The following is a 19757-nucleotide window of genomic DNA, read 5'->3' as shown; positions in this document are numbered from 1 at the left end:
CCTGTCAAGCGAGCAGGGCTACCTGCAGGAATGTGTAAAAATCACAACATCGTGAAAGCGGAGGAAAGATGTCGAGCGCACCCATCACCGTGGAACAGGGCATTCAGGCGGCAGGCGTGGGAAAGTTCCAGTACCGCCTGTTCCTGATCTTCGGCCTGGTCTGGATGGCCGACGCCATGCAGGTGCTGTCGATCGGGTTCAGCGCCCCCTCGATCGCGAAGACCTTCGGGATCCCGGTGCCGCAGGCGCTCGAAACCGGCACGGTGTTCTTCGTCGGGATGCTGCTCGGCGCCTTCGTGTTCGGGCGCATGGCGGACCGGATCGGGCGCCGGCCGGTGCTGATGGCCGCGGTGGTGCTCGACGCCTGCTTCGGCGTGGCGTCGGCGTTCGCGCCGGATTTCACCTGGCTGCTGGTGCTGCGCTTCCTGACCGGCATCGGCGTGGGCGGCACGCTCCCGGTGGACTACACGATGATGGCGGAATTCCTGCCGAGCGACCGGCGCGGGCGCTGGCTGGTGCTGCTCGAATCGTTCTGGGCGGTCGGGACCATCATGCTGGCCGTGCTGGCCCTGGTGGCGCTGCGCTGGGGGGACGATGCCTGGCGCGTCATCTTTTTCGTCACCGGCCTGCCGGCGCTGGTCGGCGTCGTGCTGCGCCTGTACATACCCGAGTCGCCCATGTACCTCAATCGCAGCGGCATGGGGGAGCAGGCGCGCGCGGTGCTGGAGCGTGTGGCGCGGGTCAACGGCAACGGGACGGCGATCCCGAGGCTGCAGCCGGACGCACCGGCCAAGCAGTCGCTGCTGGCGCTGTTCGCCGGGAAGCTGCGGCGCAGGAGCCTGTCGCTGTTCGTGGCCTGGGCGCTCATTTCGATCGCCTACTATGGCGTGTTCGTCTACCTGCCGGTGCGGCTGAGCGCCGAGGGCTTCGGCTTCATGCGCGGCCAGGAGTTCCTGATCGTGCTGGCACTGGTGCAGCTGCCGGGCTTTGCGCTGTCGGCCTATGGGGTGGAACGCTGGGGACGCAAGCCGACGCTGGTCGGCTTCCTGTTGCTGAGCGCCGTGGGCTGCATGTTCTACAGCCTCGGCGACGCCACCTGGGTGGTGGTCGGCTCGACCCTCCTGATGAGCTTTGCGCTGCTGGGCACCTGGGGCGCGCTGTACGCCTTCACGCCCGAGGTGTACCCGACCGACCTGCGCGCCAGCGGGATGGGCACGGCGGGCGCCGTGGCGCGCTTCGGCGGCCTGTTCGCGCCCTCGATCGTGGCGCCGGTGATGGCGACGCATTTCACGCTGGCGCTGGCCATGCTCGCCGGCTTCCTGGTCATCGGCGCGCTGGCGATCCACCACGTCGACGTGGAGTCGCGCAACCGCGCCCTGGAGTGAACGTTCCCGGACCGGACGCGGGTGCGTGCGGCGGCGGGCGGGGCCTGGCCGCCGCACCGTGCATCATGCCCCCGGCGCCTCGCCGGCGTGCAGGTAGTGGACCTCGGACTGTTCGCGCAGGCGCGCCGCCGCCTGCTCGGGCGTCAGGTCGCGCTGGGCCTCGGCCAGCATCTCGAAGCCGACCATGAACTTGCGCACCGAGGCCGAGCGCAGCAGGGGCGGGAAGAAGTGGGCGTGCAGCTGCCAGGGGCGCTGGTCGCCGTCCTCGTAGGGCGCGCCGTGCCAGCCCATCGAGTACGGGAAGGAGGTCTGGAACAGGTTGTCGTAGCGGGTCGTCAGGCGCTGCAGCGCCAGCGCCAGGTCGTCGCGCTGGGCGTCCTGCAGGTCTTCGAGGCGCTGCACCGGGAAGCGCGGCAGCAGCAGGGTCTCGAACGGCCAGCCGGCCCAGTAGGGCACCACCGCGAGCCAGTGCTCGGTGGCGACCACCACCCGTTCGCCGGCTTCGGCTTCGCGCCGTGCGTAGTCGAGCAGGAGCGCCTGTCCGTGGGCGGCGAAATACTCGCGCTGGCGGCGGTCTTCCTTGGCCGGCAGGTCGGGCACGTAGCTGGTCGCCCAGACCTGGCCGTGCGGATGCGGGTTGGAGCAGCCCATCACCGCACCCTTGTTCTCGAACACCTGCACCCAGCGGTAGGCCGCGCCCAGCTCCGCGCTCTGGGCGGCCCAGGTGTCCACCACGCCGCGGATCGCCGCCAGGTCCAGTTCGGGCAGCGACTTGCCGTGGTCCGGCGAGAAGCAGATCACGCGGCTGGTGCCGCGCACGCTCATGCCCTGGAACAGCGGATCGTCGCTGGCCGCCGCCTCGGGCGTATCGGGCGCCACCGCGGCGAAGTCGTTGGTGAAGACGTAGGTCCCCTCGTAGGGCGGGTTGCGTTCGCCGTTGACGCGCAGGTTTCCGGCGCACAAGTAGCAGCCCGGATCGTGCGCGGGCCGGACGCTGCGGTCGACCGCTTCCTGCTGTCCCTGCCAGGGACGCTTGGCGCGGTGTGGCGATACCAGTACCCATTCGCCGCTCAGGGCGTTGAAACGGCGGTGCGGGTGTTCGGGTGCGGTGAACATGGATCTCCTTCCGGTTGGTTTCGTGGCTCCCGCATCTTAATCGGGAACGATGCCGGTCGCGTTTTCGCCTGCGCCAATCGGACACGCATCCAGCAAGCCGCGCGCGCGCAGCCATTGCTCGGCGCGGCGCGGCCAGCCTGACGCGGTGCCCAGTCCGTCGCGCATCCCGATGCCGTGCGCGCCCTGTTCGAACAGATACATTTCCGCCGGCACCTGCGCGGCCGTGAGCGCCTGGTAGAACAGGATGCTGTTCTCGACCGGCACCGACTGGTCGGCCTGGGTATGGATCAGGAGCGTGGGCGGCGTCCGCGCCGTCACCTGGCGCGCCACCGACATCAGTGACACGTCCGCCGGCGCGGGGGCGGGGCCGAGCAGGGCCCTGCGCGAACCGGCGTGCGCCGCCGCGCCTTCCATGGCGATCACCGGGTACATGAGCAGCAGGAAGTCGGGCCGCGCGCTCACGTTGTCGAGTTCCGCGCCGGTGCGCCCGAGCGGATGGTCGAACAGGGTGCCGGCGACCGCGGCCAGGTGGCCGCCGGCCGAGCTGCCCATCACGCCGATCCGCTCCGGGTGTACGTTCAGGCGCGCCGCCTGCGAGCGCACCATGCGCAGCGCGCGCAGCACGTCCCGCAGCGGCGCCGGGTGGCCGTAGTCGCGGAGGCGGTACTTGAGCACGAATGCGGTGATGCCGAGGGTGCCGAGCCAGCGAGCATACTGGTCGCCCTCGCGGTCCATTCCCAGCAATTCGTAGCCGCCGCCGGGGCAGACGATGACGGCGGTGCCGTTCGGCCGGTCGACGGCGGGCATGAACATCCTCAGGTCGGGATCGACGACGCCGGCAACGCGGCCATTGTCGATCGTTTCCGGCCCGACGCCGGCCCGGGCGTCCGGCACGCCTTCGGGCCATAGCGGCATGACGTGGGGCGCTGCCGCCCAGCCGGGCTTGAACTGTTCCATCGCGGGTCTCCTGGGTCCATTCCTCTCCGCCCCGCATGATAGATCAGCGGCCGCATGCCTGACGCCGGCTTGCCGGTCCGGCGGACGCGGCCGAACGCAATGGCCAGGCGGCCATGGGACGAGGTGGCGGTACTCAGCGCGAATCGCGGCGGTCGGCGGTCCCGTCGTTGGCCTCGCCCGCATCCTGGATGGGGGCGACCGGCAGCTGCCAGTCGTAGCGGAGCGCGGCCATGCGCAGGCCGAAGCACAGCGCGGCGCCGGCACAGGCGACCGGCGCAGTCGGCAGCGACAAGGCGTCGCCGGCCACCACCACCGTGGCCCCGGCCAGCGCTGCCACGGCGTAGACGTCGGCGCGCATCACCGACGGCACTTCGTTGAGCAGCACGTCGCGGGCGATGCCGCCCCCGATTCCGGTCAGCATGCCGAGCAGGGCGGCCATTTCAGGTTCGAGGCCGAAGACCAGGGCTTTCTGCGCGCCTGCGACGCAGAACAGCGCCAGGCCGGCCGCGTCGAAAACCTGCACCGGCGTGCGCAGGCGCTCCACGGTCGGATGCCAGAAGAAGATGGTCAGGCCCGCCAGCAACGACACCCCCAGGTAGCGCCAATCGCTGATCGCCGCCGGCGGCGTGGCGCCGATCAAGAGGTCGCGCACGATACCCCCCGACGTGGCCGCCACGAACGAGAGCACCAGCACCCCGAAGATGTCGACGCGGCGCCGCACGCCGGCGGCGGCGCCGCTGAGGGCGAACACGAAGGTGCCGATCAGGTCGAGCGTCAACACGAGGGTTTTCATGGCGGCGCCCATGTCGAGCGAAAGGACAGCAAACAAGGACACTCCTGGTGATGGGTTCAGCCCGGCGCGGCGGACGTGCCGGCCGGTCAACACCGCAGTATAGTGCCTCCGGGGATGGGGCCGCCACAGGCGGCAACGCGGCTTGCGCGTGGCGCGCGCGCGGACCGGGAAGGCGACATTCGCGTGCGCCGGATTGATGTGTGCAGCTCATGATTGACGGCAATTTATGAGCGGAATTCATAAGCCTATTCTGTCAGCCGCATGAATGGCGCGGTGAAATAACCTTAACATCCATGCAAGCCTCTTATCCCAGGATAAGGTCCCCCTATTCAGTCCCCGACCAGGAGCCCCATGGACGACTCCACCCATATCAACCAGACCCGGCGTGGCCTGCTCATCAGCGGCGCCATGACCGCGACCGCGGCAGCCATCCCGGCCGTGGCAAGCGCCCAGGCCACCAGCCCGATCGCTCACCCTGCGCCGGGCGCCACGGCGCGCCCGCCGGTGGCGATGAAGGTCAGCCTGCGCGTCAACGGCCAGCGCCGCGAACTGGAACTCGACACCCGCACCTCGCTCCTCGACGCGCTGCGCGAGCACCTGCAACTGACCGGCACCAAGAAGGGTTGCGACCAGGGCCAGTGCGGCGCCTGCACCGTCATCGTCGACGGCCGCCGCATCAACTCCTGCCTGAGCCTGGCCGTGATGCACGACGGCGCGGAGATCACGACCATCGAGGGGCTCGGCACCCCGGACAAGCTGCATCCGCTGCAGGCGGCCTTCGTCAAGCACGACGGCTACCAGTGCGGGTATTGCACCCCGGGGCAGATCTGTTCCGCGGTCGGCGTGCTCGACGAGATCAAGCGCGGCATGCCCAGCCATGTCACGGCCGACCTGAACGCGCAGCCGATGTTCTCGGCCGACGAACTGCGCGAACGCATGAGCGGCAACATCTGCCGCTGCGGCGCCTATTCCAACATCGTCGATGCGATTACCGAGGTGGCGGCGACGAGCGGCGCGGGAGGCAAGGCATGAAGGCCTTCACCTACCAGCGCGCGCGCACCCCGGCCGAAGCCGCCGCCGCGGTGGCGCAAACGCCGGGCGCGCGCTTCATCGCCGGCGGCACCAACCTGCTCGACCTGATGAAGCTCGAGATCGAGACGCCGCCGCACCTGGTGGACGTCAACCACCTCGGCCTGGATCGAATCGACGCCACACCCGACGGCGGCCTGCGCGTGGGCGCCCTGGTGCTCAACGGCGACCTGGCGGCCGACGCCCGCGTGCGGCGCGACTACGCGGTGCTGTCGCGCGCGCTGCTGGCCGGCGCCTCGGGCCAGCTGCGCAACAAGGCGAGCACCGCCGGCAACCTGCTGCAGCGCACCCGCTGCCCGTACTTCTACGACACCAACATGCCCTGCAACAAGCGGGTGCCGGGCAGCGGCTGCTCGGCGATCGGCGGCTATACGCGCGGCCACGCGATCGTCGGCCAGAGCAATGCCTGCATCGCGACGCATCCGAGCGACATGGCGGTGGCCATGATGCTGCTCGACGCGCGCGTCGAGACGGTCAACCCGCAAGGCGCCACCCGCGTGATCCCGATCGCGGATTTCTACCGCCTGCCGGGCAACACCCCGCACCTCGAGAACAATCTCGTTTCGGGGGAGCTGATCACGGCCGTAACGCTGCCCAAGCCGCTCGGGGGCAGGCATTTCTATCGCAAGGTGCGCGACCGCGCGTCCTACGCTTTCGCCCTGGTGTCGGTGGCGGCGGTGGTGCAGCCGGACGGCAGCGGCCGCGTCGCGCTCGGCGGCGTCGCCCACAAGCCCTGGCGCGTGCCTGCAGCCGAAAGCGCCATGCCGCGCGGCGGCAAGGCGGTGACGGACCAGTTGCTGGCCGGCGCGCGCACGACCGAAGAAAACGCATTCAAGGTCCCGCTCGTGCAGCGCACCCTGGAGGCGATCCTGCTCGAGGCGCGCGCGCCCCGAGCCGCTTAAGAGGCCAACAAGATGAAATTCACCGTCCCCGCAGGCACCAACCCGATCGACCAGATGAAGGTCGTGGGCAAACCGCTCGACCGCATCGACGGACCGCTCAAGACCACCGGCACCGCGCCGTACGCCTACGAACAGCACAAGCTCGTGCCGAACGCCGCCGTCGGCTACGTGGTCGGCGCCAGCATCCCCAAGGGCCGCATCACGCGCATCGACAGCAGCGCAGTCAAGGCGGCGCCGGGCGTGATCGCCGTGGTCACCTACGAGAACGCCGGCAAGATCGGAAAGGGCAACTTCAACACCGCGCGGCTGCTGGCCGGCCCGGAAGTGCAGCACTACCACCAGGCGGTGGCCGTGGTGGTGGCCGAGACCTTCGAGCAGGCGCGCGCCGCCGCCACCCTGCTGAAAATCGACTACGCGAAGCAGGACGGCGCCTACGACCTGGCCAAGGCCAAGGGCAGCGCCGTCAAGCCGGCCGAGAAGGACCAGCCCGACTCCGGCATCGGCAACTTCGAGCGCGGTTTCGCCAACGCCCCGGTGAAGCTCGACGCCACCTACACCACGCCCGACCAGTCGCACGCGATGATGGAGCCGCATGCCTCGGTGGCGTACTGGGAAGGCCCGAAGCTCACCGTCTACACCTCGAACCAGATGATCAACTGGGGCAAGAAGGACCTGGCCAAGACCCTCGGCATCCCCGAGGAGAACGTGCGCATGGTCTCGCCCTACGTCGGCGGCGGCTTCGGCGGCAAGCTGTTCCTGCGTTCGGAAGCCTTGCTCGCTGCCTTGGGCAGCCGGGCGGCCGGCAGGCCGGTGAAGGTGGCGCTGCAGCGCGCGCTCCTGATGAACAACACCACGCACCGCCCGGCGACCATCCAGCGCATCCGCATCGGCGCCACCCGCGAAGGCCGCATCACGGCCATCGCCCACGAAAGCTGGTCGGGCGACCTGCCGGGCGGCCAGCCGGAGACGGCGGTGCAGCAGACGCGCCTGCTGTATGCCGGCGCCGACCGCATGACCCGCCTGCGGCTGGCGAGACTGGACCTGCCGGAAGCGAACGCCATGCGCGCGCCGGGCGAGGCGCCGGGCATGATGTGCCTGGAGATCGCGGTCGACGAGCTGGCCGAGAAGCTCGGGATGGACCCGGTGATGCTGCGCATCGTAAACGACACCACGACCGATCCCGAAAACCCGGGGAAGAAATTCTCGCAGCGGCGCTTCGTGGAATGCCTGCGCCAGGGCGCCGACCGGTTCGGCTGGAACAAGCGCAGCGCGACCCCGGGCAAGACCCGCGACGGCCGCTGGCTGGTGGGCATGGGCGTGGCCTCGGCCTTCCGCAACAACCTGGTGATGAAGTCGGCGGCGCGGGTGCGCCTGGCGCGCGACGGCGCCATCACGGTGGAAACCGACATGACCGACATCGGCACCGGCAGCTATACCATCATCGCCCAGACCGCGGCCGAGATGATGGGCGTGCCGATCGACCGCGTGACGGTCAAACTGGGCGACTCGGACTTTCCGATATCGGCCGGCTCGGGCGGGCAGTGGGGCGCCAACAGCTCCACCGCCGGGGTGTATGCCGCCTGCGTCAAGCTGCGCGAGGCCGCCGCCGCAAGGCTGGGCCTGGACCCGACGAATGCCGAATTCGTCGACGGCAGCGTGCGCGCCGGCGGGCGCTCGGTGCCCCTGCGCCAGGCGGCCGAGGCAGGCGAACTGGTGGGCGAAGACACCATGGAGTACGGCGGCGACATCGACAAGAAGTGGCAGCAGTCCACGTTCGGCGCCCACTTCGTGGAAGTCGGCGTGGACGTGGCCACGGCCGAGATCCGGGTGCGCCGCATGCTGGCCGTGTGCGCGGCCGGCCGCATCCTGAACCCGAAGGCGGCGCGCAGCCAGGTGATCGGCGCGATGACGATGGGCGTGGGCGGCGCCATCATGGAAGACCTGGTGGTCGACAAGCGGCTCGGCTTTTTCGTCAACCACGACCTGGCCGGCTACGAAGTGCCGGTGCATGCCGACATCCCGCACCAGGAAGTCATCTTCCTCGACGAGTCCGACCCGATGTCCTCGCCGATGAAGGCCAAGGGCGTCGGCGAACTGGGACTGTGCGGGGTCGGCGCGGCGGTGGCGAATGCGATCTACAACGCCACCGGCATCCGGGTGCGCGACTATCCGGTGACGCTCGACAAGCTGCTGGCGAAGATGCCGGCCGTGGTGTAGGCGCATCTGTGCCGGCCGCGCGTCCGGCGCGCCGATGCACTGCGGCAGAGCGCACCGGAGTCGAACGCGCGGCCGGGAAAACCCGGCCACCCTACGGCGCTCTGCTAGACTCGCGCGATCTGCAATCCACCCACTCCAGAGTCAAATGAAGCATCGTTCAGAAGGCGGTCTCGTCTATTCCACCGAAAGCGGCAGGATGTGCCCCGCATGCCGGCGCCCGATCCTCGATTGCACCTGCAAGGCAAAAGCCGCGCCCGCCGGCGACGGCGTGGTGCGCGTCTCGCGCCAGACCAAGGGCAGGGGAGGCAAGAGCGTCACCCTGGTCAAGGGATTGGCGCTCGACCCGGTCGCGCTGGCCGTGCTCGGCAAGGGGTTGCGCACGGCATGCGGCTCCGGCGGCACGGTGAAGGACGGGGTGATCGAAGTGCAGGGCGACCACTGCGACAAGGTCATGGATGAACTCCGAAAACATGGCCACGATCCGAAGCGCGCCGGGGGCTGAACCGGGCAGCGCCGCACGGGGCTGGGGCGCCGGTCTCTGTCTTTACAAAATTGCTTGACAATAATTTCCTGTGATCTTAAAGTGATATCACTTTGATGTTACTTACCTGGGAGGAGTCGAGCATGCATGCAGCACCTACGCGCCGTGAAAAGGCGTTCTCATCCGCGAATGGCTACCTGGCGGCCGGTGCCGGGATCGTCCTGCTGCTCGGCGCCGTTTACCTCTTCAAGAGCGGCGTCGAGGCGACCGGCGGCCTGGGCTTCATCGTCGGCAGCCTGTTGCTGGGACTGGCGGGCATCCTGTGCCTGACGGGCCTGTTCATGCTGCAGCCGAACGAAAGCGCGATCCTGACCCTGTTCGGCAAGTACATCGGCACCGACCGCAGCGAAGGCCTGCGTTGGGCCTTCCCCCTGTACGTCAAGCGGCGCCTCTCGTTGCGTGCCCGGAACTTCAATGCCCCGACGCTCAAGGTCAACGACAAGCGCGGCAACCCGGTCGAGATCAGCGCGGCCGTCGTCTGGCGCGTGCGCGACACCGCCCAGGCCGTATTCGAGGTGGACGATTTCGAGCGCTACGTCTCGATCCAGGCCGAAGCCGCGCTGCGCCACCTGGCCTCGCAGTATGCCTACGACGAGGGAGAAGACTTGCCTGCAGGCGAAACCACGCTGCGCGCCGGCATGGATGTGGTCGCCGATGCGCTGAAGTCCGAACTGCAGGCGCGTTTCGAGGCGGCCGGCGTGGAAGTGCTCGATGCGAAGCTCACCCACCTGGCGTATGCTGCCGAAATCGCCCAGGTCATGCTGCGCCGCCAGCAGGCCGAGGCGATCATCAGTGCCCGCGCCAAGATCGTGCACGGCGCGGTGAGCATGGTGGAAGCGGCGCTGAAGGGATTGTCCGAGCGCGGCATCGTCGAGCTCGACGACGAGCGCAAGGCGGCGATGGTCAGCAATCTGCTGGTGGTGCTGTGTTCGGACAAGGAAACCCAGCCCATCGTCAACACCGGCACCCTGTACAACTAGCAGCCGAAGAGCATGGCAAGTCCTGGTAAAAAAGCCTTTCCCCTGCGGATCGACCCGGCACTGTGGGAAGAACTGCAGCGTCTCGCCGCAAGGGATTTGCGCAGCGTAAACGCAGAAATAGAATATCTGCTGAGGGAGGCGCTTGCCCGGCGCGGCGTGAAGCATATCGAAACGGGAAGCAAGGACGAGGGCTCTCCGGAGGAGTAGCCGTGCTCCGGACGCGCGCCGGTCCCGGGTACACTGGCAAATCCCGATTCCAGTCCAGGCGCCATGCTGACCATGCTGATGTGCTCGATCCTCCTGCTGCTCGTCGTGGGCTGGGTCCTCTACGTCAATGCGAACGATCGCAAGACCTTCGAAAAGGAACTGCGGGAGTATCTCGAGGATAGGCCCGAGGACCGGCCGTGAGGTCGGTCGTCGGATCATGGTTTGTGGGGAGAGCGCTCGGGAAAGCGGGCGAGGACGGGGCGAGGGCCCACGGCACGCCCGGCGGCCAGGAAATGCGCAACAAAGTTGTCGGGACTGACCGGCGGGGACAGGAAGAATCCCTGGATTTCCTGGCAGCCTTCGTGGCGAAGGAACTCCAGCTGGTCCTCCGACTCGACTCCTTCGGCGATGACCTGCAGTTTCAGGTTCGATGCCATCGCCAGGATCGCGCGCACGATGGCGCAGTCGTCGGCGTCGCCGGGGATGTCGCGTACAAAACTCTGGTCGATCTTCAGGCGGTCCACCGGCATCTGCTTCAGGTAGGACAGCGACGAGTAGCCGGTGCCGAAGTCGTCCACGGCCAGTTCCACGCCCAGGGCCTTGACCTGGGACAGCTTGTCCAGTGCGCCGGGGACATCGGAGACGAAGGCGCCTTCGGTGATCTCGAGTTCGAGGCGATGCGGCGGCAGGCCGGACAGCGCGAGCGCGCGCTGCACCTGGTCCACGAAATCCTCCTGCTACAACTGGATACCCGAGATGTTCACCGCAATGCGCAGGTGCAAACCGGCCTTGCGCCAGTCCGCCGCCTGGCAGCACGCCGCCCGCAGCACCCAACTGCCCAGCCCGACGATGAAGCCGTTTTCCTCGGCCAGGCGGATGAACTCCTGGGGCGGCACCATGCCCACACCCGGGCGGTCCCAGCGCACCAGGGCTTCGGCACCGACGATGCTGCCATCCTGGAGCGAGCGCTGGGGCTGGTAGTGCAGGCGGAACTCGTCGTGCTCGATCGCGTGCCGCAATGCCGATTCCATGTCCAGCCGGTGCTCGACCTGGCGCGCCATCGAGCTGTCGAAGAACTGCCACCCGTTGCGCCCGGCCGCCTTGGCACGGGACAGGGCCGTATCGGCATTGCGTATCAGCGTCTGGTAGTCCGGTCCGTCCTGGGGGAACATGGCAATGCCCATGCTGACCGTCAGGTAGAGCTTGCGGCCCTCGATCGTCATTGCTTGCGAGAGCGAAGCATGGACCCTTTCGACCAGATGCTCCACCTTGAGCGCCCCCGGACCGACCTCCTCCATCATGACGGCAAACTCGTCCCCGCCCATGCGGGCGAGCACGTCGGCCGGTTCCAGGCAGTCGCGCAGGCGCTGCGCCACCTGGAGCAGCACTTCGTCGCCAGGCTCGTGTCCGAGGCTGTCGTTCACGTTGCTGAAATTGTCGACGTCGATCAGGACGATCGCCGCCACCGAGCGCTTGTGTTGCGCCAGCACCAGGGCGTGTTCGACGTGTTCGGCCAGAGCGCGCCGGCTCGGCAGCCTGGTCAGGGGATCGACGTGGATCGCCTCGAACAACTGCAGCTCGAAGGCCTTCTGGGGCGTGATATCGGTCGTTACCCCGCGCACATGCAACTGTCCGGCATGGCTGTCTGCAAGCATGATGTTGCTTCGCAACCAAACCTCCCTGCCTTGGGGGGTGACGATATGGTGCTCCACCGGCTTGACCAGCCGGGCACCCGCGACGCTCAGGACGGGTTCCGTGCGCTTGCCGTCCGGCGCGGTGCACAGGCGGTCGTGCCAGAACCGGGGATCGTCGATCCACTGCTCGGCCTTGTAGCCGGAGATCGTTTCGGCATTGCCGCTCACGTACGTGAAGCGAAAATCCGGTAACGCGGCCTCCCAGACGATCCCGTCGATGCCGTCGACCAGCTCCTGGAAGCGGCGGCGGGCGGCGTCCAGGTCGTCGTTGCGCCGCGCCAGGCCTTGCTGTGCCGCTTCCAGGTCGGCCAGGCGCAGCTACAGGAAGCGCAGCAGGCCCAGCAACAGGATCGTGGACAGCGCGCCAAGTCCGGCGAATTGCCAGCTGCGCACCACCCAGGGTTGCAACACTTCGTCGCGCGCGATGCTGGCCACCGCGATGACCGGCGAGCGCGCCAGGCTGGCATGGCCGACCAGGCGGGCGGTGCCGTCAAGCGCACTGCGTTCGGTCTGGTAGGCGCCGAGGGAAACGTGCTTGAGCGCGAGAAAGGGAGGCGTGCTTCCCAGGTTGCGGTCCACCACGCCTTGGGTGAGAGGGGTTTCCACGATGACCCAGCCATCCCGGCGCACCAGCAGGAGCCGGCCGCTTTCGCCCAGGCGCAGGCTGCGGTAGAAATGATCGAAATACTCCATGTCGACACCGAAGTTGACGATCATTTTCAGCGAACCGTCCGGATGGTCCACCCTGCGCGCCACCGGGATGACCCACCTGCCGCTCAGGCGGGAGCTGACCGGACGCGACACATACATCCCGCGGCCCTGGTGCGATGTCAGGTAAATGTAATAGTCGCGGTCGCGGCCATCTGTCGGACGCATCGGATAGGCGGCGGCACTGGCGTGTATCCAGCCGTCGGGCGCCATCACGCCCATGCTGCCGGCCAGCGGCGAATGGCTCCCCGCCCTGACCAGGATGTCATGCAGCGCGCCCTGGTCCGCCGGCGTCGGCCGGAGTTCGCGCCGCTCGATCTCGGCAATGGCGACACGCAGGCGGGTATCGGCTTCGCCGAAGGTACGCATGGCATGCTCATGGAGAGCGGCAGCGATGTTGCGCATATCCGACTCGGCCTGCCCGATGGTCGAGCGATGGTCGCGCACGATCGCGATCGTGGCCGACACCGCGTACAGTGCCGGCAAGGCGATCGCGAGTACGACCAAGCCGCGGCGCAGCTTGCGGACGGAGCGCAAGGCCATCCCGAACCTCCATGGACAACAGTCTGGCGCGACCATCATACACCCCCGATCGGCCAGCAATACTGCGATATGGGTAGTGGTGCCCGGCTACATGCCCGGCGAACGTGGCGCCGGCGCCAGTCGAAGCAAAGCCAAGACCTGGCCCGGGGCGCTGCAGAGTGCGGCGCAACTGCCTTCATCCTGTTAGCGTTGTCAAACACACAGCATAAAAGGAAAGATGATGAGCGATGTGCGCACCCAGGAAAATGCCCCGTTGTCGCCGGCTGCGAGAATAGGCCTGTGGCTTGGCCCGGCTTGGCTGTTGATGGCGCTGCTTACGCCTGCCCCTGCGGCAATGCCCGTCGCTGCCTGGCACTGCGTCGGTCTTGCGCTGATGATGGCGACCTGGTGGGCGACCGAAGCCATTCCTATCCCCGTCACCTCGCTGCTTCCCATCGTGCTTGTGCCCATGCTTGGCATTGCGAAGCTTGATGTGACAACAGCCAATTACGGCGATCCGATCATCTTTCTTTTTCTTGGCGGCTTCCTGCTGGGCATTGCCATGCAGCGATGGAACCTGCACCGCCGTATCGCGCTTCGCGTGCTGCTACTGGTGGGATCGCAGCCGAAAAACCAGATCGGCGGCTTCATGATCGCCACCGGATTTCTCAGCATGTGGGTTTCCAATACGGCGACCGCCATCATGATGCTGCCGATCGGCCTGTCCGTCGTCAGCCTTCTGGCGGCGGATAACGACAAGGCGGAGACACAGCGCTATGCCACCGCGCTGCTGCTGGCAATCGCCTACGCCGCAAGCATAGGCGGCGTCGCGACCCTGATAGGCACGCCGCCGAATGCACTGCTGGCTGGCTATCTTTCGAAGAATCACGAAATCGACATCGGTTTCGCGCAGTGGATGGCGATAGGCTTGCCGGTCAGCGTAGGCATGATGGCCATTGCCTGGTGGTGGCTTACGCGCGGCGGCTTCAAGTTCCGCACGGGTGGCGACAGTGCCGGTGTGCTGCGCGGCGAGTTGGCGCGGCTGGGGCCACTCAGCCCCGCGGAGCGTCGCGTGGGCGTCGTCTTTGCTGCCGCTGCCGCAGCCTGGATAGCGCGCCCTGTGCTGAATGACGTCGGCGTCGCATGGCTGTCTGACACAGCGGTTGCCTTGATTGCCGGCATCACACTATTTCTCGTGCCAAGCGGCACCGGCGGCAACACGCGCTTGCTGGACTGGGAGGCAGCGCAAAAGCTGCCATGGGGCGTACTGCTTCTTTTCGGTGGCGGCCTGGCGCTGGCAGGCGTGGTCAAGAGTTCCGGCCTGGCCGAGTGGATCGCCACGCAGTTGTCTGTGTTCAACATACTTCCGCTGCTACTGCTGGTCGGAATCGTCGTGCTGGTGATTATCTTTCTGACCGAGATCACATCCAACACCGCAACCGCAGCTGCCTTCCTGCCCCTGCTAGGTGCCCTTGCGGTCTCCCTGGGTGTCGACCCGCTTCTGATCACTGTCCCTGCCGCCATTGCGGCAAGCTGCGCATTCATGATGCCGGTGGCGACCCCGCCCAATGCCATTGTCTTTGCGACCGGGCATATGAAAATCCAGTCCATGATCCGCGCCGGACTTTTTCTGAATGTGGTTGGCACGGTGTTCATTACTTTGCTGGTCGTCTTCCTGATCAGAGTGCTCTGGAGTTAAAAGAGGGATAAATTCGGGCTTCGTATTCAGGTAAAGGGAAGAGAGACCACATGGCGCGCTTTCATCTCCACGAGCACGACCCTGCGCGCTTGTAGGTTGCCAAGCGCATGGCAAATGTGACGCTTTTTTCCCATTGTGGATCGGCGGCCAGCCGATAGCGTGGCCGTTTCCAGACATCGCCCAGGCGTGCCCGTGTGCGTTGTCACCGCCCGCCCGGGCGGCGCGGCTTCACGCGTCTTCCAGCCAGTCGAGAATGGCCGGCCAGATCGCGGCATGGGCGCTGCGCCCGACCAGCACGCCCACGTGCTGCAGGTTGACGCCGATATCGCCGCCGTAGCGCAGCAGCAGCTTCCTGTCGCTGCTGGTCGCTTCGTGGAAGGGCACCATTGCCTCCCAGGGAATGACCTTGCTGCGCGGGTCGACCACGCTGACCAGGGGCGCGCGCAGGTCACGCGGGCCGATGGTGCGCTCGCCGATCCGGAGCGTGCCCTGCATGAACTCGTCGTTGCGGTAGAGCGATTCCACGATGTCGGTGAACAGCCGGCCGGGCAGGGCGAACTCGTCGTGGGTCCAGCGTTCCACGCGCATGTGGGTCTTGATCGCCTGCGGGTCGCCCATCGACAGGTAGCGGTCGGTGATCCGTTCCCACTGGAAGGCCTGCGGCTCGGCCATCGCGCTCATCAGGTTGAGGAACACGCCCGGCACCTGCTTGAAGGTGTCGGCGATGTGGCGCGCATGGGGCGCTTGGTTGATGAGCGGCGTGAAGCAGCAGCTCCTGGGCTCGACATGCAGGGGCGACTCGAGCAGGACCGTGGCGGCCACCCGTTCCGGATGCAGGCAGCTGTAGATCGCGGCCAGGATGCCGCCCAGCGAATGGCCGGCGATGGTCAGCTCCTCGTGCCCGCTGTCGGCTTCGATCGCGCGCTGGCAGGCGGCGAGCAGGCGGCCGCCATAGTCGTCCAGGCCGAAGTCGTCGCTGTCCGGCACCGGGGTCCACTCGACCAGGTAGACGCGGTAGCCGCGCGCCAGCCAGCGCCGCACGACGCTGAGCTCGGGAGCCAGGTCCCAGATGTAGGAGCGCTTGATCGGCGCCGGCACCAGCAGCACCGGCGGGCCGTCGGCCTCCTCGGGTTCGTAGCGGCGCAGGTTCAGGCCGGGTTCGGTGTGCAGGATGGTCGAGGGCGTTTCCTGCGGGCCGTAGCCGGCGCGGTCGAGCATCTTGCCGCGCGCCTGGCGCGTGCGGTCCATGTTCTTGAGGGCGGCTGCGCCGAAGGCAGCGAAGGAAGGCAAATTCAACGCGTGCATGGGAGTCTCTTCTGGTTCAGGAACACGCCACTTTACGCCAGTCGCGTCCTGCTTCCAATCGTGCGCGAGGGTGATGACGCCGGCCTTTGCGGCGCGCTAAACTGGAGGGTCAGGAGCAAACCTGAAAGCATTTCCAATCATCATTGAATCGTGCTCATGGAATACCGACTGTTGGCCGACGCCGTCCTGCTGCTGCACGCCGCTTTCATCCTGTTCGTGATGTTCGGCGCGCTGCTGGTAGCGCGCCGGCCACGCTTGACGCCGGTGCACCTGGCGGCGGTTGCCTGGGGCATCGGGATCGAGCTGTTCGGCGCGGTGTGCCCGCTGACCTACGCCGAGAACAGCCTGCGCCTGCTGGCCGGCGAAGGGGGCTACAACGGCGGCTTCGTCGAGCATTACCTGCTGCCGATGATCTACCCGGGTGAGCTGACGCGCGGCATCCAGTATGTGCTGGCGGCCGCGGTGCTGCTCGTCAACCTGGGCCTGTACGGCTGGATGTGGCGGCGCCGGACGGTGCGTCCGGCGCACTAGCGCCCCGATCCTTATTCGACCCAGGCATGCCCGTCGCGGGCCAGCAGGGCGAAGGATTCGGCCGGGCCCCAGGAGCCGGCCGGATAAGGATGCGGCTTCTCGTCCAGGGTTGCCCAGCCTTCGATGATCGGGTCGGCCCAGGCCCAGGCCGCCTCCAGTTCGTCGCGGCGCATGAAGTGGGTCAGGCGGCCGCGCACGACGTCGATCAGGAGGCGCTCGTAAGCCTCGGCGCGGCGTTGCTGGAAAGCCGACTGCAGGTCCAGGTTCAGGGCGACCTGCTGCATCTGCATGCCGCTGCCCGGCTGCTTGGCCATGATCTGCAGCTTGATGGCTTCTTCCGGCTGCAGTTCGATGACCAGGCGGTTGGCCACGCCGCCCGGCATGTCCGGGAACAGCGGGAAGGGCGGGTTGGTGAACTCGACCACGATCTTCGAGGAACGGCGCTGCATGCGCTTGCCGGTGCGCAGGTAGAACGGCACCTTCGACCAGCGCCAGGTGTCGATGTGGGTGCGCAGGGCGACGAAGGTCTCGGTCTTGCTGTCGGGCGGGACGTTCTTTTCCTCGAGGTAGCCGCCCACTTCCTGGTTGCCGCTCACGCCGCGGGTGTACTGGCCACGGATGGTGTCGCGCGCGATGTCGGCCAGCGTGAAGCGGCGCAGCGAGCGCAGCACCTTCAGTTTCTCGTCGCGCACGGCGTCGGGTGACAGCGAGGTGGGCGGCTCCATGGCGACGATGCACAGCAGTTGCAGCAGGTGGTTCTGCACCATGTCGCGCATGGCGCCGGTGCTGTCGTAGAAGCCGGCGCGGCTGCCCACGCCCACTTCCTCGGCCACCGTGATCTGCACGCTGGAAATGTTCGGGGCGCGCCACAGCGGTTCCAGGATGGAGTTACCGAAGCGCAGCACCATCAGGTTCTGCACGGTTTCCTTGCCGAGGTAGTGGTCGATGCGGTAGATCTGCGATTCGGCGAAATGCCTGCCTACCGCCTCGTTGATCTCGACCGCGGAGGCCAGGTCGCGCCCGAGCGGCTTCTCGAGCACGACGCGGGCGTTGGCATCGACCAGGCCGCCGGCGGCGAGCTTGTCGCAGATGGTGGTGAACAGCGCCGGCGCGGTGGCCAGGTAGAACACGCGCTGGGCGCCGGGACGCGCGGCCTGGGCCAGGGCGCCGAAATCGGGGGCGGCCTGCACGTCGAGCCGGACATACTCGAGCAGCTTCAGGTAGCCGTCCCAGGTCTTCTCGTTGAAGTTGGCGCTGGCGATGAAGGAGCGCGAATGCTCTTCGACATGGGCGAGGTAGGCTTCGCGGTCGAACTCCTGGCGCCCGGTGGAGATGATGCGGGTCGAGGCCGGCAGGTTGCCGTGCAGGTAAGCCATGTAGAGCGCAGGGAGGAGCTTGCGCATCGCCAGGTCGCCCACGCCGCCGAAGATGATCATGTCGAGGGGGAGACCGGTATCAGTGTCTGTCGAAGGGGTCATGTCAATTGCCAAATAAGTTAAAGAAGAAGTGTCGGCACCCGATGGGCTCCTCGCCATGTCCGCGCCGCGGGCCTTGTGGCCGGGACGCAGGCAGTGCCGCGCCGGTCTACCGCCGGCGTCGACGATACGGTAGCAGAATGACAGCGCACGCGCACGCGTCGTGCCGGCTTGTGGCCGGCCAGGAGTGCCCGGGGCGCGGGTGGGCTGCGGGCGGACCCGGCGCGCAGGCTGGCCCGCGCCGGACCCTCTAGCTTACATCCTGGACAACGATAAGGAAACGGCAATTTGCTCGGCGGTATTGGTTGAACCGGAAAGGCTGCATGGTGCAGGCAGGAGAAATGCGGCGAGACGGGCCGTCATGCAAATATTCTTTGCCCTAATTGCAATTAATGCAAATGCTGTTTGCAGGGCCGCGCCCGGCAGGGCGCTCGGCCGCTGCCGCGTGCGCGATCCCTTATACTCGTCGTTTTCCACCAGCACCCTGTCTTCCATGCGCCTGTCCACCTGCGTTGCCGTCCTCACCGTCTCCCTCCTTGCCGGATGCACGCATGTGAATCCCTACTACGACGCCGGCAAGACGCACCACCGGCCGCAAGGCTTCGCCAACAATTACCCGTCGAACCCGGCTTACCAGCGTCCGCAGGTCGGCTTCTTCGAGGGCTGGGCCAATCGCCTGCGCAACTGGAGTTCGGACGGCTCCGAGCGCGCGCCGCTGGCGCCGATCCCGACCGCGCAGCCGGACCTTGGCTTCCTGCATGCGAACCGCAGCGAGCCGGCCCTGACCTGGATCGGCCATGCCACCTTCCTGTTCCAGCCCGGAAACGGCGTCAATCTCCTGTTCGACCCGGTGTTCGACGAGCGCGCCTCCCCGCTGCCGTTTGCCGGCCCGAAACGCCACCAGCCGCCCGGCGTGGCGCTGGCGGATCTGCCCCACATCGACGCCGTCCTGATCAGCCATTCGCACTACGACCACCTGTCGCAGGAGTCGCTGCGGGCGCTGTACCGCCAGAAGGGCGGGCCGCCGATGCTGTATGCGCCCCTTGGCGTCGACCTGTGGCTGGCGAAAAACGTCACCGGTGGCGACCGGTCGCGCATCCAGCGGCTCGACTGGTGGGACAAGGCTGCGCTGGGCGACCTGGAGCTGCATCTGCTGCCGGTCCACCACTGGTCGGCGCGCTCACCCTGGGACCGCAACGAGACCCTGTGGGGCGCCTGGGCCGTGACCCGGCCCGGCTTCTCGTTCTTCTTCTCGGGCGACCTCGGTTACTCGAAGGATATCCAGGACATCGCCGCCCGGTTCGACGGATTCGACCTGGCGGCGATCGGCATCGGCGCCTACCAGCCGGTGTGGTACCGCAATTCGCACGTCAGCCCCGACGAAGCGGTGCGCATCCACCGTGAACTGCGCGTGCGGCACAGCGTCGGCATGCATTGGGGGACGTTCCCGATGGGCCAGGAAAGGCTGGACCAGGCGCCGCGCGACCTGGCCACGGCGCGCGCGGCCCAGGGCGTGGCGGACGACGCCTTCTTCGTGATGCGCCATGGCGAGACCTTCCGGCCGGTGGCGCGCGACGGTTTGCACCGGGTGGCGGGCGAGGCGAAGCCCGCCGCCGCGGCCGCGTTGGCGGAATAA

At 67.4% G+C, this 19757-nt stretch carries 18 protein-coding genes and 1 pseudogene; 11 read left to right on the top strand and 8 right to left on the bottom strand.

From position 1 onward, the window contains the following. The first annotated feature begins 68 nt into the window (after positions 1 to 68). On the top strand, positions 69 to 1385 hold the full coding sequence (locus ACFFJK_RS09985; protein WP_379678960.1) for an MFS transporter: 1317 nt from the start codon (positions 69 to 71) through the stop codon (positions 1383 to 1385). Between the two features lie 63 nt (positions 1386 to 1448). Here ACFFJK_RS09985 and ACFFJK_RS09980 read toward each other — a convergent pair whose 3' ends face one another. From ACFFJK_RS09980 to ACFFJK_RS09970, 3 genes are all read right to left on the bottom strand, one after another. Then, positions 1449 to 2501: a UDP-glucose--hexose-1-phosphate uridylyltransferase gene (locus tag ACFFJK_RS09980; RefSeq protein ID WP_379678959.1), complete on the bottom strand. Its 1053-nt coding sequence runs from the start codon at positions 2499 to 2501 to the stop codon at positions 1449 to 1451. Positions 2502 to 2537: 36 nt separating this feature from the next. Continuing rightward, positions 2538 to 3458 (bottom strand): alpha/beta hydrolase, encoded by a 921-nt coding sequence (locus tag ACFFJK_RS09975; protein WP_379678958.1) that lies wholly within the window; start codon positions 3456 to 3458, stop codon positions 2538 to 2540. A gap of 133 nt (positions 3459 to 3591) precedes the next feature. Continuing rightward, complete coding sequence (locus ACFFJK_RS09970) at positions 3592 to 4287, bottom strand: trimeric intracellular cation channel family protein (RefSeq protein WP_379678957.1); 696 nt, start codon at positions 4285 to 4287, stop codon at positions 3592 to 3594. A gap of 315 nt (positions 4288 to 4602) precedes the next feature. On the opposite strand from ACFFJK_RS09970, the gene paoA reads away from it, so the two are divergent. From paoA to ACFFJK_RS09935, 7 genes are all read left to right on the top strand, one after another. Next, a complete protein-coding gene (gene paoA, locus ACFFJK_RS09965; RefSeq protein ID WP_379678956.1) occupies positions 4603 to 5283 on the top strand; it encodes an aldehyde dehydrogenase iron-sulfur subunit PaoA in 681 nt (226 codons plus the stop codon). Then, on the top strand, positions 5280 to 6242 hold the full coding sequence (locus tag ACFFJK_RS09960) for an FAD binding domain-containing protein (protein WP_379678955.1): 963 nt from the start codon (positions 5280 to 5282) through the stop codon (positions 6240 to 6242). The genes paoA and ACFFJK_RS09960 overlap by 4 nt, the downstream gene beginning before the upstream one ends. 12 nt (positions 6243 to 6254) lie before the next feature. Next, positions 6255 to 8459: an aldehyde oxidoreductase molybdenum-binding subunit PaoC gene (paoC, locus tag ACFFJK_RS09955; RefSeq protein ID WP_379678954.1), complete on the top strand. Its 2205-nt coding sequence runs from the start codon at positions 6255 to 6257 to the stop codon at positions 8457 to 8459. Between the two features lie 145 nt (positions 8460 to 8604). Then, on the top strand, positions 8605 to 8961 hold the full coding sequence (locus tag ACFFJK_RS09950; RefSeq protein ID WP_379678953.1) for a translation initiation factor Sui1: 357 nt from the start codon (positions 8605 to 8607) through the stop codon (positions 8959 to 8961). Between the two features lie 122 nt (positions 8962 to 9083). Then, a complete protein-coding gene (locus tag ACFFJK_RS09945; protein WP_379678952.1) occupies positions 9084 to 9980 on the top strand; it encodes an SPFH domain-containing protein in 897 nt (298 codons plus the stop codon). Between the two features lie 12 nt (positions 9981 to 9992). Next, positions 9993 to 10187: a type II toxin-antitoxin system antitoxin gene (locus ACFFJK_RS09940; RefSeq protein WP_379678951.1), complete on the top strand. Its 195-nt coding sequence runs from the start codon at positions 9993 to 9995 to the stop codon at positions 10185 to 10187. 63 nt (positions 10188 to 10250) lie between these two features. After that, a complete protein-coding gene (locus ACFFJK_RS09935) occupies positions 10251 to 10388 on the top strand; it encodes a hypothetical protein (protein ID WP_379678950.1) in 138 nt (45 codons plus the stop codon). Positions 10389 to 10402: 14 nt separating this feature from the next. Here ACFFJK_RS09935 and ACFFJK_RS09930 read toward each other — a convergent pair. Together ACFFJK_RS09930 and ACFFJK_RS09925 are read right to left on the bottom strand one after the other, a co-directional pair. Continuing rightward, a pseudogene (locus ACFFJK_RS09930) lies at positions 10403 to 11842 on the bottom strand (putative bifunctional diguanylate cyclase/phosphodiesterase). A 357-nt stretch (positions 11843 to 12199) separates the two neighbouring features. Then, the gene (locus ACFFJK_RS09925; RefSeq protein ID WP_379678949.1) at positions 12200 to 13132 is read right to left on the bottom strand and encodes a PDC sensor domain-containing protein; all 933 of its coding nucleotides are present in this window, start codon (positions 13130 to 13132) and stop codon (positions 12200 to 12202) included. Positions 13133 to 13352: 220 nt separating this feature from the next. On the opposite strand from ACFFJK_RS09925, the gene ACFFJK_RS09920 reads away from it, so the two are divergent. Then, positions 13353 to 14810 (top strand): SLC13 family permease, encoded by a 1458-nt coding sequence (locus tag ACFFJK_RS09920; protein ID WP_379678948.1) that lies wholly within the window; start codon positions 13353 to 13355, stop codon positions 14808 to 14810. Between the two features lie 228 nt (positions 14811 to 15038). Here the strand turns inward: ACFFJK_RS09920 and ACFFJK_RS09915 are convergent, their stop codons facing one another. Beyond that, the gene (locus ACFFJK_RS09915; protein WP_379678947.1) at positions 15039 to 16115 is read right to left on the bottom strand and encodes an alpha/beta fold hydrolase; all 1077 of its coding nucleotides are present in this window, start codon (positions 16113 to 16115) and stop codon (positions 15039 to 15041) included. A 156-nt stretch (positions 16116 to 16271) separates the two neighbouring features. Here ACFFJK_RS09915 and ACFFJK_RS09910 point away from each other — a divergent pair, with 156 nt between their 5' ends. Further along, entirely contained in the window at positions 16272 to 16646 is a 375-nt protein-coding gene (locus tag ACFFJK_RS09910) for a DUF2784 domain-containing protein (protein ID WP_379678946.1), read from the top strand. A gap of 11 nt (positions 16647 to 16657) precedes the next feature. On the opposite strand, the gene zwf is transcribed toward ACFFJK_RS09910, so the two are convergent. Both zwf and ACFFJK_RS09900 read right to left on the bottom strand, forming a co-directional pair. Further along, complete coding sequence (gene zwf, locus ACFFJK_RS09905; RefSeq protein WP_379678945.1) at positions 16658 to 18124, bottom strand: glucose-6-phosphate dehydrogenase; 1467 nt, start codon at positions 18122 to 18124, stop codon at positions 16658 to 16660. Between the two features lie 252 nt (positions 18125 to 18376). Next, positions 18377 to 18616: a hypothetical protein gene (locus ACFFJK_RS09900; protein ID WP_379678944.1), complete on the bottom strand. Its 240-nt coding sequence runs from the start codon at positions 18614 to 18616 to the stop codon at positions 18377 to 18379. On the opposite strand from ACFFJK_RS09900, the gene ACFFJK_RS09895 reads away from it, so the two are divergent. Beyond that, complete coding sequence (locus ACFFJK_RS09895) at positions 18615 to 19757, top strand: MBL fold metallo-hydrolase (protein WP_379678943.1); 1143 nt, start codon at positions 18615 to 18617, stop codon at positions 19755 to 19757. The two genes, ACFFJK_RS09900 and ACFFJK_RS09895, sit on opposite strands and share 2 nt — an antisense overlap.

This window comes from Massilia consociata, assembly GCF_042432755.1.
GTDB classification, from domain to species: Bacteria; Pseudomonadota; Gammaproteobacteria; order Burkholderiales; family Burkholderiaceae_D; genus Telluria; species Telluria consociata.
Note: the sequence above shows the minus strand (reverse complement) of the source record. Positions and strands in the feature narration are given on the sequence as shown.

Coding starts and splice junctions, on each gene's coding strand:
- ACFFJK_RS09920 (WP_379678948.1), top strand. CDS start 13,353: ATGAGCGATGTGCGCACCCAGGAAAATGCCCCGTTGTCGCCGGCTGCG.
- zwf (WP_379678945.1), bottom strand. CDS start 18,124: ATGACCCCTTCGACAGACACTGATACCGGTCTCCCCCTCGACATGATC.
- ACFFJK_RS09985 (WP_379678960.1), top strand. CDS start 69: ATGTCGAGCGCACCCATCACCGTGGAACAGGGCATTCAGGCGGCAGGC.
- ACFFJK_RS09935 (WP_379678950.1), top strand. CDS start 10,251: ATGCTGACCATGCTGATGTGCTCGATCCTCCTGCTGCTCGTCGTGGGC.
- ACFFJK_RS09900 (WP_379678944.1), bottom strand. CDS start 18,616: ATGGAAGACAGGGTGCTGGTGGAAAACGACGAGTATAAGGGATCGCGC.
- ACFFJK_RS09945 (WP_379678952.1), top strand. CDS start 9,084: ATGCATGCAGCACCTACGCGCCGTGAAAAGGCGTTCTCATCCGCGAAT.
- ACFFJK_RS09960 (WP_379678955.1), top strand. CDS start 5,280: ATGAAGGCCTTCACCTACCAGCGCGCGCGCACCCCGGCCGAAGCCGCC.
- paoC (WP_379678954.1), top strand. CDS start 6,255: ATGAAATTCACCGTCCCCGCAGGCACCAACCCGATCGACCAGATGAAG.
- ACFFJK_RS09915 (WP_379678947.1), bottom strand. CDS start 16,115: ATGCACGCGTTGAATTTGCCTTCCTTCGCTGCCTTCGGCGCAGCCGCC.
- paoA (WP_379678956.1), top strand. CDS start 4,603: ATGGACGACTCCACCCATATCAACCAGACCCGGCGTGGCCTGCTCATC.
- ACFFJK_RS09895 (WP_379678943.1), top strand. CDS start 18,615: ATGCGCCTGTCCACCTGCGTTGCCGTCCTCACCGTCTCCCTCCTTGCC.
- ACFFJK_RS09940 (WP_379678951.1), top strand. CDS start 9,993: ATGGCAAGTCCTGGTAAAAAAGCCTTTCCCCTGCGGATCGACCCGGCA.
- ACFFJK_RS09950 (WP_379678953.1), top strand. CDS start 8,605: ATGAAGCATCGTTCAGAAGGCGGTCTCGTCTATTCCACCGAAAGCGGC.
- ACFFJK_RS09910 (WP_379678946.1), top strand. CDS start 16,272: ATGGAATACCGACTGTTGGCCGACGCCGTCCTGCTGCTGCACGCCGCT.
- ACFFJK_RS09975 (WP_379678958.1), bottom strand. CDS start 3,458: ATGGAACAGTTCAAGCCCGGCTGGGCGGCAGCGCCCCACGTCATGCCG.
- ACFFJK_RS09925 (WP_379678949.1), bottom strand. CDS start 13,132: ATGGCCTTGCGCTCCGTCCGCAAGCTGCGCCGCGGCTTGGTCGTACTC.
- ACFFJK_RS09980 (WP_379678959.1), bottom strand. CDS start 2,501: ATGTTCACCGCACCCGAACACCCGCACCGCCGTTTCAACGCCCTGAGC.